Origin of the sequence: Alteromonas sp. P256, from assembly GCF_036864455.1 — a bacterium.
Classification (GTDB): Bacteria; Pseudomonadota; Gammaproteobacteria; order Enterobacterales; family Alteromonadaceae; genus Alteromonas.
The window spans coordinates 55741-71702 of the sequence record NZ_JAZETM010000014.1 but is presented as its reverse complement, the minus strand read 5'-3'; the positions used below and the strand labels follow the sequence as shown (position 1 = coordinate 71702).

Below are 15962 nucleotides of genomic sequence, written 5' to 3'. Positions count from 1 at the left end.
TAACAGCAGCATACTGCGCAGCATTGATAATGATGTTCATCAATACATTTAAGTTTTGGGTAGCCAGCTGCAAAGCTCTGCGGCAGGAAGAGGTTTGCTAAAATAGTACCCTTGGAAAAGCTCACACCCCATATTATAAAGCGTTTCAACCTGATGTTTCGTTTCTGTACCTTCGGCAATAACACTTAACTCCATAGATTTGCTTATCGCAATAATGGTTTTTACTAGCTCTCTGTCTTTTACATCGTCTAAGCCATCTACGAAAGATTTATCAATTTTCAATACATCAAGAGGCAGTGCACTTAAATATGATAATGATGAATACCCCGTGCCAAAGTCGTCGAGAGACACAGTAAAACCATGTCCTCGAAGAATGCTTAGCTGCGCTATAGCGCGCTCTTTCTCAATAAGCAGCCCAGACTCCGTTAATTCAATCTCAATTAAACTCGCATCAATATCAAACGAGTTAATGGCATCTAGCAAAACCTCGGCAAAGCTTTCGTCGTCAAATTGAGATGCGGTAACGTTAATAGACACGGGCGCCAACACTAGGCCTTTTTCCCGCCAGCTTAGCATGTCATAAAGTACTCTTCTGAGCACCCAATCGCCAAGTTGGTAAATAATTCCCGTCTCCTCAGCAATGGGAATGAAGTCGGCTGGCGAAACAAACCCTAATTCTTTGCTTGTCCATCTCACGAGTGCTTCAGCGCCAACTAACTTCCCATCAATATTTACCTTTGGCTGATAATGCACAGACAGTTCTTTATTTTTATTCAGTGCTTCGATGAGTGCTAGTTCAATATTACGATTTTGAGATAGCTTACTCATTAACTGAGGGTCAAAGAACCGATAATGCCCTCTACCGTCTTTTTTAGACACTGTAAGAGCGAGTTCTGCCGATCCTATAATGTCAAAATGCTCATCAAGCTTATGCGGTAGTAATACAGCTCCCATACTGCATGTGACAGAGATTTTTCGACTTCCAATTAAATAAGTACTGCTCACTATTGCTTTGATTGCTGTCCAATGCGTTTTCACCACAGCATCAACGCTTTCTTTAATGTCGCTTAACAAAACAGCAAATTCGTCTCCACCATTACGAGCGATAAAAACACTGTGAGACGTATAGCTATTGAGCCTCTTTCCAATGATTTTGAGTACTTGGTCTCCAACATCGTAGCCAAACTTACTGTTAATTTCCCCGAAATGGTCGATATCAAAAAGTAAAAGCAAGGAATTCGTATCATTTACTCTCTGCTTTGAATAAACATTGTTTATAACGTGAAGTAATTTAGCGCGACTGGGTAGTTTGGTTAGATAGTCTATGTATGCTGTTGCTTTTAATTCTTCCTCCAACTGAATTTTGCGTAATTCAGCACTCAAGCGAGTTGCAAACACATCGGTGACTATGCCCAGATTATTACTTTTCGGCAACGTTCGTTTAAAAAGAAGCACTAAAAGACCAATAGGCTGGTTATTCTCATTCGTTAATGGGTAACCCACATAAGACTTTATATTTTCATCACTCAACATTTGGTCATCAGGAAACAAAACGTCGACATTTTCCGGATACATGCAGGCGCCAGTTTTCAACACATCTTCACATGGCGTTCCGCTGCGTGCATAAGTAAAATTTGAAATTGTCTCTTGATACTTAACGGCTACTTTCGTGGTAATTTGCGTAGCATCAGCCTTATCGATTATGCCAAGCAAAGCAAAATCTGCACTGCAATAGCCTGCCAGTAACCGTGTACTGTCGATAAAAAAGTCTTCATTCCCCGATTCATTCGATAGACGGGCTAATTGCTCGAAGAGCTCATGCAACTCATCCCTATGCTTTTTCTCTATGATCAATTTAGATGACTGACGGCTGTAACCGTAGGCGATATTCAATACGGTAAATATAGACATGACTGTCATGGGCAGCCCACCAAAATACACAAAAGTAGACTGCTGACTGTCTAAAATATACCCCGTATAGCCGAAAGAAACTTGCAGCAGCATTGTTAGCAAAAGTGAGAGAGAAACGAATGTTAGCTGTTGACGATACAGCTTGATGCTACAGTAGATTAAAAACAATCCCATAACGCTTGACACCACGTGCAAAATGGCAGAGTAAGCATTTGATTGGCCTGTTAATACGTTCGCTAAATTGCCAAATAATGTGACGTATTCAACTAGAACTGGCGCTTCTCCATATCGTAAGGAGAAACTTGAGAGCAGATTGTACGCTAAAAGCGGCAAACATATTATGGCAGAAGCAATGGTTGCTTGACGTGTAAATCGAAACTTTGACCATTTCCCAAAGACGTAATAGTAAAGAGGAATGCCAATGATGAGGCATGATAGGTGATATTTACTCAATAAAATTGCACGTTGCAAGTCAGTCGTGTTTAACAGCAGCAATGACAGCAAATTAAAACTTAATAGCAAAATATTGATGCAGGCCAATCCAATAAAATGGGGCTGTTCTTTCCTTATACCCGAAAGTAATATCGCTAGAAAACAGAAAGCATTGAAGCTAATTAAGGTGACATAAAATGCGTTCATAGCTCTCCTATTGATATTTACTACTGCATTAAAACGCTCGCTTTTAAGCTCGCGATATAACGGCGGTGCGTTATGCATCTTTTAATTCTTACTATAGCGTGATAGGTAAAAAAAAAGAAAGTAAAAAAACCTTCACTCCTCGCAACTCTTTAAATCATAAAAATAAGTTATAAATATCAATTACTTAAAAACAAAACCAAGACTTAACAGCTGGTGAGAGCGGCTGTATTTGCTGTTGCCCCTTGAATATGAAAGATGGCTAGGCTTGTAATTAGATACAGGATGAATTTATAGTAATAGCTCAATCACTTGTCGGAGTGCTTCACTGGAAACCCAGTAAGCTGAGACTGCGAAAGCAGGATCCGTAGAACCTGATCAGGCTAATACCTGCGAAGGGAACAAGAGAAAATGTTGGTTTTGTATACAACCATTTTGCATAAATCACTGTTTCTAAAATAAACATTTCATGTAAATTCGGTGCGTAAACAAACTCGGTACGCAAAATTATGGCTCTCTAAGGCTGTCGCCCAAGGCGATGACAATGAGTGCTAATTAATTGTACTTTCCTCGCCTTCATTTTTCCTTTTCACTCCTGACAAGCATTTTATCTAACGCCAACTCAAGAAGGCCAAAATGCTATGTCGACACGACGCGAACAGCGCCAACAAGCGCAACAATTTATCAATGAATTAGCCGGTGAGGCTTACCCAAACTCTACTCGTCACTATGAGATAGGAAGTAGCAATGATATTAAGGTTGCTATGCGCCTTATCCACCAGCATGACAGTTTAATTGGCGGAACAGAAGAAAACCCGCTGTTAGAACCTAACCCTCCTATTCCTGTTTATGATACCTCAGGGCCCTATGGCGACCCGCATGAAAACATTGATGTACACACAGGTTTACCTGCCCTGCGCACGCCATGGATAGAGAGCCGGGGCGATACTCAGGAGCTCACTGGCGTAACGTCGTCTTTCGCTAAAGAACGAGAAGCGGATATATTTACTGAGGATTTTAGGTTTGTTCGCACTGCAAAGCCTAAAAAGGCAAAAACACAAAAAAATGTAACGCAGCTGCACTATGCGCGCAGAGGCATTATTACACCCGAGATGGAATACATCGCCATTCGGGAGAACATGGGCAGACAATCGATAAAGCAGGAAGAACTATCTCAGCAACACGCTGGCGAAAGTTTTGGCGCTCAGCTCCCCGACGCAATTACCCCAGAGTTTGTTCGCCAAGAAGTGGCGGCGGGCCGGGCAATCATTCCCTGTAACATCAATCATCCCGAACTAGAGCCAATGATCATTGGGCGCAACTTTTTAGTGAAAATTAACGCCAATATTGGTAACTCAGCAGTGACTTCTTCTATTGAAGAAGAAGTCGAAAAGTTAGTATGGTCTACCCGATGGGGCGCCGACACCATTATGGATTTATCCACGGGCCGAAACATTCATGAAACCCGTGAATGGCTGTTGAGAAATAGCCCGGTACCATTAGGTACTGTGCCCATTTACCAGGCACTCGAAAAAGTGAATGGCGTGGCCGAAGACCTAGATTGGGCTATTTTTAAAGACACACTGATTGAGCAAGCCGAACAAGGTGTAGATTACTTCACTATTCATGCCGGGGTATTACTAGAATACGTGCCGCTTACGGCCAACCGCGTTACAGGCATTGTCTCTCGGGGTGGTTCAATTATGGCAAAGTGGTGTTTAAGCCATCATAAAGAAAGCTTTTTGTACGAACACTTTCGCGAAATTTGTGAAATCTGCGCTCAGTACGATGTGTCACTTTCCTTAGGCGATGGCCTTCGCCCTGGAAGTGTTGCCGATGCCAATGACAAAGCCCAATTTGCCGAGCTTCATACCCTTGGCGAACTGACCAAAATTGCATGGGAATACGATGTTCAGGTGATGATTGAGGGCCCAGGTCATGTACCAATGCACATGATTAAAGCCAATATGGAAGAGCAGCTTACCCATTGCCATGAAGCGCCATTTTACACCCTTGGCCCTTTAACCACCGACATTGCTCCGGGGTACGATCACATTACTTCAGGCATAGGCGCAGCAATGATTGGCTGGTATGGCTGCGCAATGCTTTGTTACGTAACGCCTAAAGAACATTTGGGCTTACCCAACAAAGAAGACGTGAAGCAAGGGCTTATCACTTACAAGATAGCGGCCCACGCAGCGGATTTAGCAAAAGGCCACCCTGGAGCTCAAATTCGGGACAATGCCATGTCTAAAGCCCGCTTTGAATTTCGATGGGAAGATCAGTTTAACCTTGCCCTCGACCCTCACACCGCTCGTGCGTATCACGATGAAACCTTGCCCCAAGCATCGGGTAAAGTGGCTCACTTTTGTTCTATGTGCGGCCCTAAATTTTGCAGCATGAAAATATCTCAAGAAGTGCGGGAAGTAGCAAAAAAATCAGCAAAAGAGCAAGCCGAAGTGGCTGAACAACAAGAAAAAATGCAAGGGATGCAAGAGATGGCGAAGGCCTTCAACGACAGTGGCGCCGAACTGTACCACCATGCTGATAAAACAGTAGGTTAACTGATGAGTGAACCAGAAAAAGCCTGCTCGCCAATAGTATGGTGTGTGGGCGGCACAGACTCAAGCGGCGGCGCGGGTATTACCCGCGACCTTGCTACACTTGCCGACTTGGGCGTACATGGCTGCGCTATTGTCACACTGGTGTCGGCGCAATCTCATAACACAATGTTAAGCAGTACGGCTATGCAGCTGTCGTTGATTAATGAGCAATGGCAAGTGTTAGCGGCTGAAGCATTACCTTTGTGTATAAAAATTGGCGCTATCGCAAACGATGCGCAGGCTAAAATTCTGAGCAGTCGTATTGAGATGCTAAATACTCCGCGACCATTTATTGTGTGGGATCCCGTGTTGTTTAGCTCATCAAAAGGTGCGTTGAGCAACTTGAGCAAAGACGTCATAAAACAGCTGCTTCGTGTTGTAGATTTAGTCACGCCCAACACACATGAATTAGCAAGCCTTGCTGGTATTTTCACAGAAAGTGAAATTGACAATGCATTTGAAATTAAGAGCGAAATTAAAAGCGAAGTCAAAAGTAATCGCGACGTTCGACATGCAGCAAAGACCCTGATAAATAGCGGAGCGAAAAGCGTTTTAGTGAAAGGCGGTCACGCGCGATGGCAGCATGATGCCACCGATACTTACTTCACTGAAAGTGAAGAAATTGCCTTTTCTCAACCGCGTGTTCACCACAGCGAACTACGGGGAACGGGATGCATGCAGGCCAGTGCCATCGCAGCGTTTGTGGCAAAAGGCTACAGCATTATCGATGCGCTCACCGTTGCCAATGCCTATGTGAAAAATGTTCGAGATGTCTCATCGTCATCCTATTCGCAAAGCTCGCTGGCTGCTACTGGACAAAGCGCGCCCCAAGTCCCAAGGTTGGCGGGTTTCCCCGCAAATAAAGATGCCTTTCCAACGGTAAGTTTTATAAAGAGCGGCGCTTATAAAAGTGTTGACGAGTGTAAAACTGGGAGCGATGCATTTGATAAATATCATTATAGAAAGCATGAAAAGCCGTTCTTGCCATTATCACATACTAAGCGTGGTATTTATCCAGTAGTTGATAGCGCTGACTGGATAGAGAAGCTTTTACCAACGGGGGTAGAGACTATTCAACTGCGGATTAAAGAGAATATTAGCCCATGGGATCAAACCCGTATTTCCAAGGAGATACAACGGGCAGTGGCACTGACGAAAGGCACACCATGCCAGCTCTTCATTAACGACCATTGGCAGCTAGCCATTGAGCATGGTGCCTATGGTGTCCACCTTGGTCAGGAAGACCTTTTTACCGCAGACATCGATGCAATAAAGAAGGCAGGTCTTCGCTTAGGCGTGTCTACCCATGGTTATGCCGAAATTCAGCGAGTAAAATCACTGGCGCCTTCTTATATTGCCTTAGGTCACATTTTTGCCACCAAAACGAAAGACATGCCATCACAACCGCAAGGCATTGACCGACTGAAGCACTATGTCGATTTGTGTGGCGGTATTCCTACAGTGGCGATTGGCGGAATTAACAAAAACCGCTGTAAAGCAGTAGCCGACACGGGGGCTACACACATTGCAGTAGTAAGTGCAATTACCGAAGCACCCTGCCCTGCAACTGCTTACTACCACCTTGGTAAGGAGGCTGGCTTTGTTGAATAGAGACGATATTCGGCGTTATAGCCGACAGCTGTTGTTAAACGAAATTGATGAGGAGGGCCAGGCTAACCTTCATGACGCTCATGCTGTGGTAATCGGGCTTGGCGGTTTAGGCACGTTAGCCTCTCGGTTTTTGGTCGGTGCAGGTGTTGGCAATATCACCCTGATAGATGGCGATACTGTGGAAGTGAGCAACTTACAGCGTCAGGTAACTTATAATGAAACTCACTTAGGTGACTTAAAAGCGAAGGCACTAGGCAACGAGCTGCATAAAGTGGATCCAAGCATTCAAATTAATGCGAAAAGTCTGTTTGCTGATAAACGCAACCTTCAGAAGCTTATTGATGATGCTACCTGTGTGCTCGACTGCACCGACTCTGTTGCTATTAGACAAGACATTAACGCCGCATGCGTTGCAGCTAAAAAACCGCTTTTTATTGCAGCAGCCAGCGGATTTTCTTGGCAAGCAATAAACTTACCCTGCCATTTCTTTCTTGCTTCGGCACATCAGTTAGCCCCTGGCTATCATTATACTAGCGAGACTGATTATTCTTGCCAGACTGAACATGCTGGCCAAGCTAATCAGCAATGCCAGACACAGAACGTTAGCCGCAACGTCGCTACCCCCTGTGGGTGTTACAATTGCCTAGTGGCACAGCTAAATGTAACCCAAGACTGCCAAAGCCAGGGCGTTTTAGGCCCTGTCGTGGGAATTGCCGCCTGCCATCAAGCAACGCAGACCCTACTTTTTTTAGCTAAAAGGCACTTGGCTAAAATTCAATGGGGACACTATATCGTAGGCAATGCAATTGATGCCACTGTTCAGTCTTTCCATTTACCTCCCTCACCAGATTGCAAGGTATGTCAATGAATTCAACTCATAATCAATCTAATAACATCCACACTGGCCTTGTCAAAAACGTCGCCAGCGCTGGCAAGAATGACAGCGCTGTTACTAATTGCACTGATGTTGCCAATTACACTGATGTTACCAATTGCACTGATGTTAGTAATACCAGTAAGAAACACCCTAAAAGCAACGCTGAAACGACAACAATCACTATCGTTTTAAACAACCAATCTCAAACCTGTGAAAGCCCCATTTCTGTTGGTGAAATAGTGCATGGTTATGCGTCAAACGTTGAAGGTACTGCCATTGCCTACAATCATTCTATTTTAAGTAAGTCTCAATGGTCCCTCACCCACCTTCAAGACGGCGACCACATCGATATATTTACCTTAGTGGCGGGAGGATAAGCATGTTTACACTCGCAAATCATGAGTTTTCTTCGAGGTTACTTACGGGCTCAGGCAAATTCAGTAACCCTAATACCATGCATGATGCGGTTTTCGCAGCTGGCAGCGACATAGTCACGCTTGCGATGAAGCGCGTAGCTTTTAATGAAGGGGTCGCTACCAATGATGAAACGCTGACCCAGTTGCGAAAGCTTGGTGTTACCTTACTGCCTAATACATCGGGGGCGAAAACTGCAGAAGAAGCCGTTTTTGCCGCTGAGCTTGCCTTTGAGGCAATTGGCAGTCAGTGGATAAAGCTGGAAATTCACCCTGACCAACGCTATTTGCTACCCGACCCAATTGAAACGTTAAAAGCGGCCGAGACATTAGTTAAAAAAGGCTTTCACGTGCTGCCCTATTGCGGCGCCGACCCGGTGCTGTGTAAGCGGCTAGAAGAGGTTGGCTGCGCAGCGGTTATGCCACTAGGTGCGCCTATTGGCAGTAATCAGGGGCTACAAACAAAACCCTTTCTTCGCATTATTGTTGAGCAGGCAAAAGTGCCCGTTATTGTTGATGCCGGTATTGGCAAACCCAGCGATGCAATGGCGGCCATGGAAATGGGGGTAGATGCGGTATTAGTGAATACGGCCATAGCGACCGCTAAAAAACCTATCGCCATGGCAGCTGCTTTTAAGTGTGCGGTTGAAACTGGACGTAAGGCGTTTGAAGCGGGCTTAGGGGCTTCGCAAGAACACAGTATTGCTACCAGCCCGTTAACCTCGTTTTTGGAGTTGTAAATGGACGTAGCCCGACAATTGTTGCAACAAGATTTAGCTCATATTGCCTTATCCCTTAATGCTAAAACGGCAAAAGATGTGGAGCGCGCGCTCACTAAGCACACCCTTGAGATCAATGACTTTATGGCGCTTATCTCTCACGCCGCGCTGCCCTATTTAGAAGACATGGCCGCGCTGTCGCAACAGCGCACTCGCCATCGGTTTGGCAATACCATGAACTTGTTCGTGCCTTTGTATTTGTCTAACTTATGTGCCAACGAGTGCACGTACTGCGGCTTTACCATGAGCAATAAGATTAAGCGCACCACTCTTGATACCAATGAAATACAAAACGAAATAAATGCCATAAAGCATATGGGTTTCGAGAATGTATTGCTGGTAACAGGTGAACACGAGACTAAGGTAGGTGTTCACTATTTTGAGCGTGTGCTTAAGGCAATACGGCATAATGTAAGTTACCTCATGATGGAGGTGCAACCGCTAAAGCTTGATGATTATGCCAAGCTAAAAGCGCTTGGTTTAGACGCGGTATTAGTTTATCAAGAGACCTATTCGCCGCAGCACTACGCTAAATATCACCAACGAGGCAAAAAGCAGGATTTTTTATGGCGACTAGAAACCACCGATCGCCTCGGTAAAACAGGCATAGACAAAATTGGTATTGGTGCGCTGCTTGGCTTAGGAGATTGGCGAGTAGATAGCGTAATGACCGCACTCCATGGCCAGCTGCTCCAGCAACAGTATTGGCGAAGTCGTGTGTCAATTTCATTTCCTCGCCTTAGGCGCTGCGAAGGCGGTGCAAACCAGCTGCAAAACGCTCAACTGCCAGACGAAAAACAGCTGCTTCAACTTATTTGCGCGCACCGATTATTTAACCCTCAAGCAGAGCTGTCTTTATCAACCCGGGAATCCGCAAGGTTTAGAGACGGCGCGCTTTCATTAGGTATAACCAGTATGTCAGCGGCATCCCAAACTCAGCCCGGAGGTTACAGCCAACCCACTGAGGCCCTTAGCCAATTTGATATTGATGATAACCGCCCTGTCAAACAGGTGGTAGATGCAATTACAAAGCAAGGACTAGACGCTGTGTACAAAGACTGGCTAGCATTTTCATCTACTGCTTAGTGTAGGATTAGCTTGTCAAAAACCGTCGCAAAGGCGGTTATGCGAGGTATTAGCGAAAGCTTTTTATACAAGCTGATTACGAGAACTGTTTGTAAAGGTAATTGGGAACGACATAAATATCAGCCGCTTACATGGCAATAAAATGCCAGTAAAATGGCAATTAAAAAGGAGCCTTGGTTTAAGGCTCCTTTTTCTATCTTGCGGGATTTAAGATATGAAGATTGTGCTGCACGCAGTTTCTGCGAAGCAGAGGTGATAACTACACCTCAGCGCACACTCTTGTACCTTGGTCGATAGCACGCTTGGCATCAAGCTCTAAAGCTTCATCTGCACCGCCAACTAAGTGGTAAGGCATTTTCAGCCCTTCAACAATATCTCGCAATGGCTCTTGGCCTGCACAAATGATGATATTGTCTACCGGCAACACTTGGCTATTACCGTCTACAGTAATGTGCAGCCCTTCATCATCAATTTTATCGTAGGTAACGCCTGGGATCATAGTAACCCCTTTTGCTAGCAAGCCTACTCGATGCGCCCAGCCAGTGGTTTTACCTAAGCCACGCCCCACTTTCGACGACTTACGTTGCAGCAAGAATATTTCACGAGGCGATGGCTCAGGTTGAGGTTTCATTCCTTCAATTCCCGCTCGCGCCGTCATTGTCATATCAATGCCCCACTCTTTCATAAACGCCGGAATGTCTAAGCTTGGGGTTTCTTTTCCGTGTGAAAGGTACTCTGCAGTATCAAAACCAATACCACCGGCGCCAATAATAGCCACTTTGTTACCTACCGGTTTCTTGTCTCTTAGTACATCAACGTACGACATCACTTTGCTGTGCTCTATCCCCTCAATAGCTGGCATTCTTGGCTTGATACCTGTTGCCACTAGCACATCGTCAAATCCTTCATCGTTAAGCGTTGAGGCGTCAACACGGGTGTTGAGTTTCAAGGTAATGTTGTCGTGTAGCTCTATTTGACGGGCGAAATAACGAAGGGTTTCATAAAACTCTTCTTTGCCAGGAATTTGCTTGGCAATATTAAACTGCCCACCAATTTCACTTGCGGCATCATAAATGACAACATCGTGGCCTCGTTGGGCTGATGTGACCGCAGCCGCTAAACCTGCAGGCCCAGCGCCTACAACCGCTACCCGCTTTTTCTTATCGGCAGGTTTTACATTAAGCTCTAGCTCGTGACACGCTCGAGGGTTTACCAAGCAGCTGGTCATTTTGCCGCTAAACACATGGTCTAGACAGGCTTGGTTACAGCCAATACAGGTATTAATTTCATCCGCTTTGTTTTGCTGAGCTTTGCGCACAAACTCAGGGTCTGCAAGAAATGGGCGCGCCATAGACACCATATCTGCATCGCCACGAGCAAGCACAGTTTCAGCCACATCTGGCGTGTTTATGCGGTTTGACGTAATAAGTGGAATAGACAACTGCTCGCGGAACTTCGCCGACACCCAAGTAAACGCCGCACGCGGCACTTTCGTGGCAATGGTTGGAATTCTCGCTTCGTGCCACCCAATACCTGTGTTAATTATAGTCGCACCGGCTTTTTCTATTTCTTTACCAAGCTGCACAACTTCATCGAAGGTAGAGCCGCCTTCCACTAAATCCAGCATAGACAAACGATAAATGATAATAAAACGCTCACCTACGGCTTCGCGAACCCGGCGAACGACTTCAATAGGCAATCGAATACGATTTTCGTATTCACCGCCCCACTCATCATCGCGATGGTTAGTTCTGCGGGCAATAAACTGATTTAAAAAATAGCCCTCAGAGCCCATTATCTCTACGCCGTCGTAGCCTGCGCGCTGGGCTTGAGTAGCGGTGGTAATAAAGTCATTAATCTGCTTTTCAATTTCATCCGCTTCAAGAGCTTTAGGCTTATACGGGTTAATGGGTGCCTGCACTGCTGAAGGCGCAACCAGTTTAGGGCCATAGGCATAACGACCGGTATGCAGAATTTGCATACAAATTTTGCCACCTGCGATATGCACGGCATCGGTCACTTCTTTGTGGTTTTTAATGGCTTCATCAGTATCAAGGCGAACCGTAGATGGGTGAGTTGAGCCCTCTTCATTTGGCCCGATGCCGCCAGTTACGATAAGTCCTACACCGCCACGAGCACGCTCACCGTAAAATGCAGCCATGCGTTTATGACCATCAGGAAGCTCTTCTAAGCCGGTATGCATTGAGCCCATGATCACGCGGTTTTTTAATTGGGTAAAGCCTAAATCGAGAGGACGAAATAGGTGAGGATATACTGTATGGTCGGTAACGGTCTGGTTCATAGTCTATTCCTGAAGTTAGAGTCGTAATTATGTTGTTATCAGTGCCTGCTGAAACTACGATTTCATTTGTTTTACAGCGCCATGTAGGGGCGGAAATTCTGGTTGTTGCTGCGCTTTCTGTGATTCCATCGCAGTAAATACGTCTTCCATATGAAACATGCCGGCTTGCCATGTCGCCATATAATCTAAGCTCTCTGAAACACTGTGCTCGACAGCGTAGTTAATCATGGTTTTGGTGCCAGATACTGCAAGGGGTGAATTCGCCGCTATCTGTAGAGCCACCTTAGTAACAGCCTCAAGCATTGCTTCTTGGCTTTCGAAAACGTCATTCACGAAACCCAGCTGCTGCGCTTCTTGTGCACCAAAATTTCTGCCCGTATACGCGAGCTCTTTTACCATGCCTATGGGAATTAGCTTAGGCAGTCGCTGCAAGGTACCTACATCGGCAGTCATACCAAGCTGTGTTTCTTTAATTGTAAAGAAGGCATCGTTAGTGCAATAGCGCATATCACACGCACTCAATAAGTCTACCGCACCGCCAATGGCGCCGCCTTGCACAGCACCTATCACCGGCACACGGGCTTCTTCAATAGCGGTAAAGCTGTCTTGCAGCATTTTTACTGTGCGTCGCATGCGCTCTGCACGACGAGACGGGTCGCCTTTAAAATCTTCCTTCATGTTCAAGAACACCGCTAAGTCCATACCGGCAGAAAAATGCTTGCCTGTTGACGACACTATAATGACCCGCGCTTTGGCCTCGGCATCGATGGCACGTATAGCCGCGGGGAACTCTGTCCAAAACGCCGGGTTCATGCTGTTCATCGCCTCAGGACGATTAAGCACAACATGTGCAATCAGCCCTTCGTATTTAACTTCTAGCGTAGAGTATTTCATGGTTTGCGGTGTCTCCATGGTGAAATTTTATTAACATTTTTGCAAACTAGACAGCGTCAAGATAAAAGGCTATGTTGACGGTGTCAAGATAAAGTAGCCTTTTTAGAAAACTATCGAGTAAGATAGTAAACGCCGCGAGGCGGTTCATATCTCTGTATGAGTGATCACGAGATATTTGATATCACGAAAGAGTAAAAAACCGCAGGCAGCAAAGACCGAATATACATTAAATAGAGAGTGCAAATAGAGGGTGCGTAGAGAATGAGACTACAGCGATGAGTGCAGTAAATGTGACGGACATGAGAGAGGCAGACGACGTGGTTACTTCAGCAACAGATGCAGCGGTAAATACAGTATCAAATGCAGTGTCAAGCTCAGTATCAAATCCGGCTCAGTCCTACCATCACGGAGATCTTCGAACTGCCCTTTTAAACGCGGCGGCAAAGCGCTTATCCGAACATGGGGTAGATAGTTTGTCTTTACGCAAGCTTGCGGAAGATGCAGGCGTGTCTCGTACTGCGCCCTATCATCATTTTAAAGATAAAAGCGCCCTGCTTAGCGCCATTGCCGCAAAGGGCTTTAGCGATTGGCACTCAACAGCAAAGCGTATATTCGAACAAGAAGATAAAACACCCAGTGCACGCTTTAGAGAGTTCGTTTGTGAATATGTAGGCTATGCGGCAGCTAACCCTGAAATGTATGAGCTTATGTTTGGCCGCACCATTTGGCAAAACAACGCGGCCACTGGCGATTTAAAAGACGTGGCCTTTCCCTGTTTCCAGTTTCAAGTAACGATGACTAAGTTTTGGCAAAACAAGGGGTTGCTGCCGGACAATCAAGACGCTCTGCGACTAGCACAAGTTACCTGGGGCACACTTCACGGTATAGCACGCCTGTTGATAGATGGTATTTATGCAGACAGCAGCCACATTCAAGAAATGTGTGACTGTGCCGCAGATTTATTTATGCAAGCGTCGAACAAAGCCTAGAGCGCAGAAGCGCTTTACTAAACAGAACCCTATACCTAACTCTACGCAGACGCAGTTTGAATGGGTATTGGCTGCCCTTCATGTGTGGCCTTGATAAAATCAGCCGCTCGCTCTGCAATCATTACCGTTGGTGCGTTCGTGTTACCACCAATAAGACTAGGCATTACCGACGCATCGACTACTCTTAACCCTTCAATTCCTCTTACTTTCAACTGGGAATCTACCACCGCCAACTCATCGGATTCGCTACCCATTTTACAGGTCCCTATTGGGTGATAGATAGTTTCAGCACGCTCTCGCAAAAACTCCAAAATTTCTTCGTCAGTTTGTGCCTCAACACCAGGATACAGCTCACTTCCCTTAAATTTTTCGAAATCAGGCGCAGCAAGTAATTTTCTGGCCATTCTTACCCCATCAATCATCACCTGCTGATCTTCCACCGCACTGAGGTAATTCGGATCGATAAGCGCATGGTCAGCCGGGTGATTGCTTTGCAGTGATACCGTACCGCGACTTTTAGGATATAGGCAGCATACGTGCAGTCCGTAACCATAACCGAAGGCAACCTGTCTGCCGTGATCGTTAAGAATAGCGGGTAAAAAGTGAAGCTGAATATCGGGGTATTCTCCTGCAATTGACGAGCGTAAAAAACCACCCGCTTCGGCAATGTTGGAAGAAAAAATTCCGTCGCGCTTAAGGGCGTATTCTGCCGTTGCTTTAACGTACTTAGGCAGTGCACCTACGGCTACTGCATAACCTTCTCGGGCCTCACAGGTAAACTGCACAATTGCATCGAGATGGTCCTGCAGATTTTGTCCCACACCAGGTAAATCTTTGTGGACGTAAATGCCTTTCTCTTCAAGCTCAAGGCGAGGGCCAATGCCTGAGAGCATCAGCAACTGCGGCGAATTAATTGCACCGCCGCACAAGATCACTTCACTTTTGGCAAAGTACGTGGCAACAGAGCCCTTTTCTCTTACCTGTACCCCCACCGCGCGTTTGTCTTTTAACACAACTTTTTCGGCAGCCACTTTGGTGAGTACAGTGAGGTTATTGCGGTGCTTTGCTTGTGATAAATAGCCTTTCGCCGTAGAGCAACGTTGCCCGTTAACCTGAGTAACGTGGTAATGACCTATACCCTCACGCTGGCCGCGATTAAAGTCATCGATTTGCTGATAGCCGCCATAGGAGGCTGAGCCAACAAAAGCGTCGGAGAGCACGCTAGTATGTCGAAGCTTACTCACATTAAGCGGACCACCTGTGCCATGGTACTCATCAGCCCCATCTTCAAAGTTTTCAGCACGTTTGAAGTAAGGCAATACGTCGTCAAAGGACCACCCCACCGCGCCTTCCTCAAACGCCCAGCGATCATAGTCTTCGGCTTGACCACGTATATAGCACATAGCATTAACAGAGCTGCTGCCGCCTAGGGTTTTTCCCCGAGGCCAGAAGAGTTCACGGTCGTACATCTCTTTTTGCGGTGCAGTGTGATATCCCCAACCAATGCCCTCAAAACGACTTAACAAGGAAATGCCAAAGGGGATGTGGATCATAGGGTTGGTGTCTTTTGCGCCCGCTTCGATAAGTAAAATATCAAGGGCTGGATTTTCAGACAATCGAGTCGCTAATACCGCTCCCGCAGAGCCTCCACCTACAATGATGTAGTCGTATTTACCTTGTATTTCACTCATAGTCACTGCTCTATTTATTAGCGCTCTATTTATTAACGTTTTAGTTGTTAACGCTCTAATTGTTAACAAAAGGTTGTGGTAAGACCAGATTAGCAAATTAGCCGTGCTTCGGGAAAGTTTTGTGTTGTAACTTTCACAAAACATAATAGTCTTGAAATGTTCTCAGTTTT

Annotated in this window: 11 protein-coding genes and 1 riboswitch; of the genes, 7 read left to right on the top strand and 4 right to left on the bottom strand. The window is 45.8% G+C overall.

From position 1 onward, the window contains the following. Nucleotides 1–48: 48 nt before the first annotated feature. A complete protein-coding gene (locus V7R39_RS16600; protein WP_334032041.1) occupies nt 49–2550 on the bottom strand; it encodes a bifunctional diguanylate cyclase/phosphodiesterase in 2502 nt (833 codons plus the stop codon). Between the two features lie 303 nt (nt 2551–2853). Beyond that, nucleotides 2854–2965: riboswitch (TPP riboswitch) on the top strand. A 223-nt stretch (nt 2966–3188) separates the two neighbouring features. Between V7R39_RS16600 and thiC the strand changes: the two genes are divergently transcribed. The 6 genes from thiC to thiH are packed head-to-tail and all read left to right on the top strand — an operon-like array spanning nt 3189 to nt 9916. Beyond that, nucleotides 3189–5111: a phosphomethylpyrimidine synthase ThiC gene (gene thiC / locus V7R39_RS16595; RefSeq protein ID WP_334032040.1), complete on the top strand. Its 1923-nt coding sequence runs from the start codon at nt 3189–3191 to the stop codon at nt 5109–5111. Nucleotides 5112–5114: 3 nt separating this feature from the next. Further along, nucleotides 5115–6761: a thiamine phosphate synthase gene (gene thiE, locus V7R39_RS16590; RefSeq protein ID WP_334032039.1), complete on the top strand. Its 1647-nt coding sequence runs from the start codon at nt 5115–5117 to the stop codon at nt 6759–6761. Further along, nucleotides 6751–7629: a HesA/MoeB/ThiF family protein gene (locus V7R39_RS16585; RefSeq protein WP_334032038.1), complete on the top strand. Its 879-nt coding sequence runs from the start codon at nt 6751–6753 to the stop codon at nt 7627–7629. The genes thiE and V7R39_RS16585 overlap by 11 nt, the downstream gene beginning before the upstream one ends. Beyond that, on the top strand, nt 7626–8015 hold the full coding sequence (gene thiS / locus V7R39_RS16580; RefSeq protein ID WP_334032037.1) for a sulfur carrier protein ThiS: 390 nt from the start codon (nt 7626–7628) through the stop codon (nt 8013–8015). The genes V7R39_RS16585 and thiS overlap by 4 nt, the downstream gene beginning before the upstream one ends. 2 nt (nt 8016–8017) lie before the next feature. Continuing rightward, the gene (locus tag V7R39_RS16575; RefSeq protein ID WP_334032036.1) at nt 8018–8791 is read left to right on the top strand and encodes a thiazole synthase; all 774 of its coding nucleotides are present in this window, start codon (nt 8018–8020) and stop codon (nt 8789–8791) included. After that, nucleotides 8792–9916 (top strand): 2-iminoacetate synthase ThiH, encoded by a 1125-nt coding sequence (gene thiH, locus V7R39_RS16570; RefSeq protein WP_334032035.1) that lies wholly within the window; start codon nt 8792–8794, stop codon nt 9914–9916. It begins immediately after the preceding gene. A 259-nt stretch (nt 9917–10175) separates the two neighbouring features. Here the strand turns inward: thiH and V7R39_RS16565 are convergent, their stop codons facing one another. Then, nucleotides 10176–12218 carry an NADPH-dependent 2,4-dienoyl-CoA reductase gene (locus V7R39_RS16565; protein WP_334032034.1) on the bottom strand — a complete coding sequence of 681 codons (2043 nt, stop codon included), beginning with the start codon at nt 12216–12218 and terminating at the stop codon, nt 10176–10178. A gap of 54 nt (nt 12219–12272) precedes the next feature. Further along, nucleotides 12273–13112 carry a crotonase/enoyl-CoA hydratase family protein gene (locus tag V7R39_RS16560; protein WP_334032033.1) on the bottom strand — a complete coding sequence of 280 codons (840 nt, stop codon included), beginning with the start codon at nt 13110–13112 and terminating at the stop codon, nt 12273–12275. 275 nt (nt 13113–13387) lie between these two features. Here V7R39_RS16560 and V7R39_RS16555 point away from each other — a divergent pair, with 275 nt between their 5' ends. Continuing rightward, nucleotides 13388–14101 (top strand): TetR/AcrR family transcriptional regulator, encoded by a 714-nt coding sequence (locus V7R39_RS16555; RefSeq protein WP_334032032.1) that lies wholly within the window; start codon nt 13388–13390, stop codon nt 14099–14101. Nucleotides 14102–14142: 41 nt separating this feature from the next. Here V7R39_RS16555 and V7R39_RS16550 read toward each other — a convergent pair whose 3' ends face one another. After that, a complete protein-coding gene (locus V7R39_RS16550) occupies nt 14143–15792 on the bottom strand; it encodes a GMC family oxidoreductase (protein ID WP_334032031.1) in 1650 nt (549 codons plus the stop codon). Nucleotides 15793–15962: the final 170 nt, after the last annotated feature.

Bases quoted from the DNA above. Each gene is read 5' to 3' on its own strand.
- V7R39_RS16600 (WP_334032041.1), bottom strand. From the start codon at position 2,550: ATGAACGCATTTTATGTCACCTTAATTAGCTTCAATGCTTTCTGTTTT.
- thiC (WP_334032040.1), top strand. From the start codon at position 3,189: ATGTCGACACGACGCGAACAGCGCCAACAAGCGCAACAATTTATCAAT.
- thiE (WP_334032039.1), top strand. From the start codon at position 5,115: ATGAGTGAACCAGAAAAAGCCTGCTCGCCAATAGTATGGTGTGTGGGC.
- thiS (WP_334032037.1), top strand. From the start codon at position 7,626: ATGAATTCAACTCATAATCAATCTAATAACATCCACACTGGCCTTGTC.
- V7R39_RS16575 (WP_334032036.1), top strand. From the start codon at position 8,018: ATGTTTACACTCGCAAATCATGAGTTTTCTTCGAGGTTACTTACGGGC.
- thiH (WP_334032035.1), top strand. From the start codon at position 8,792: ATGGACGTAGCCCGACAATTGTTGCAACAAGATTTAGCTCATATTGCC.
- V7R39_RS16565 (WP_334032034.1), bottom strand. From the start codon at position 12,218: ATGAACCAGACCGTTACCGACCATACAGTATATCCTCACCTATTTCGT.
- V7R39_RS16560 (WP_334032033.1), bottom strand. From the start codon at position 13,112: ATGAAATACTCTACGCTAGAAGTTAAATACGAAGGGCTGATTGCACAT.
- V7R39_RS16555 (WP_334032032.1), top strand. From the start codon at position 13,388: ATGAGTGCAGTAAATGTGACGGACATGAGAGAGGCAGACGACGTGGTT.
- V7R39_RS16550 (WP_334032031.1), bottom strand. From the start codon at position 15,792: ATGAGTGAAATACAAGGTAAATACGACTACATCATTGTAGGTGGAGGC.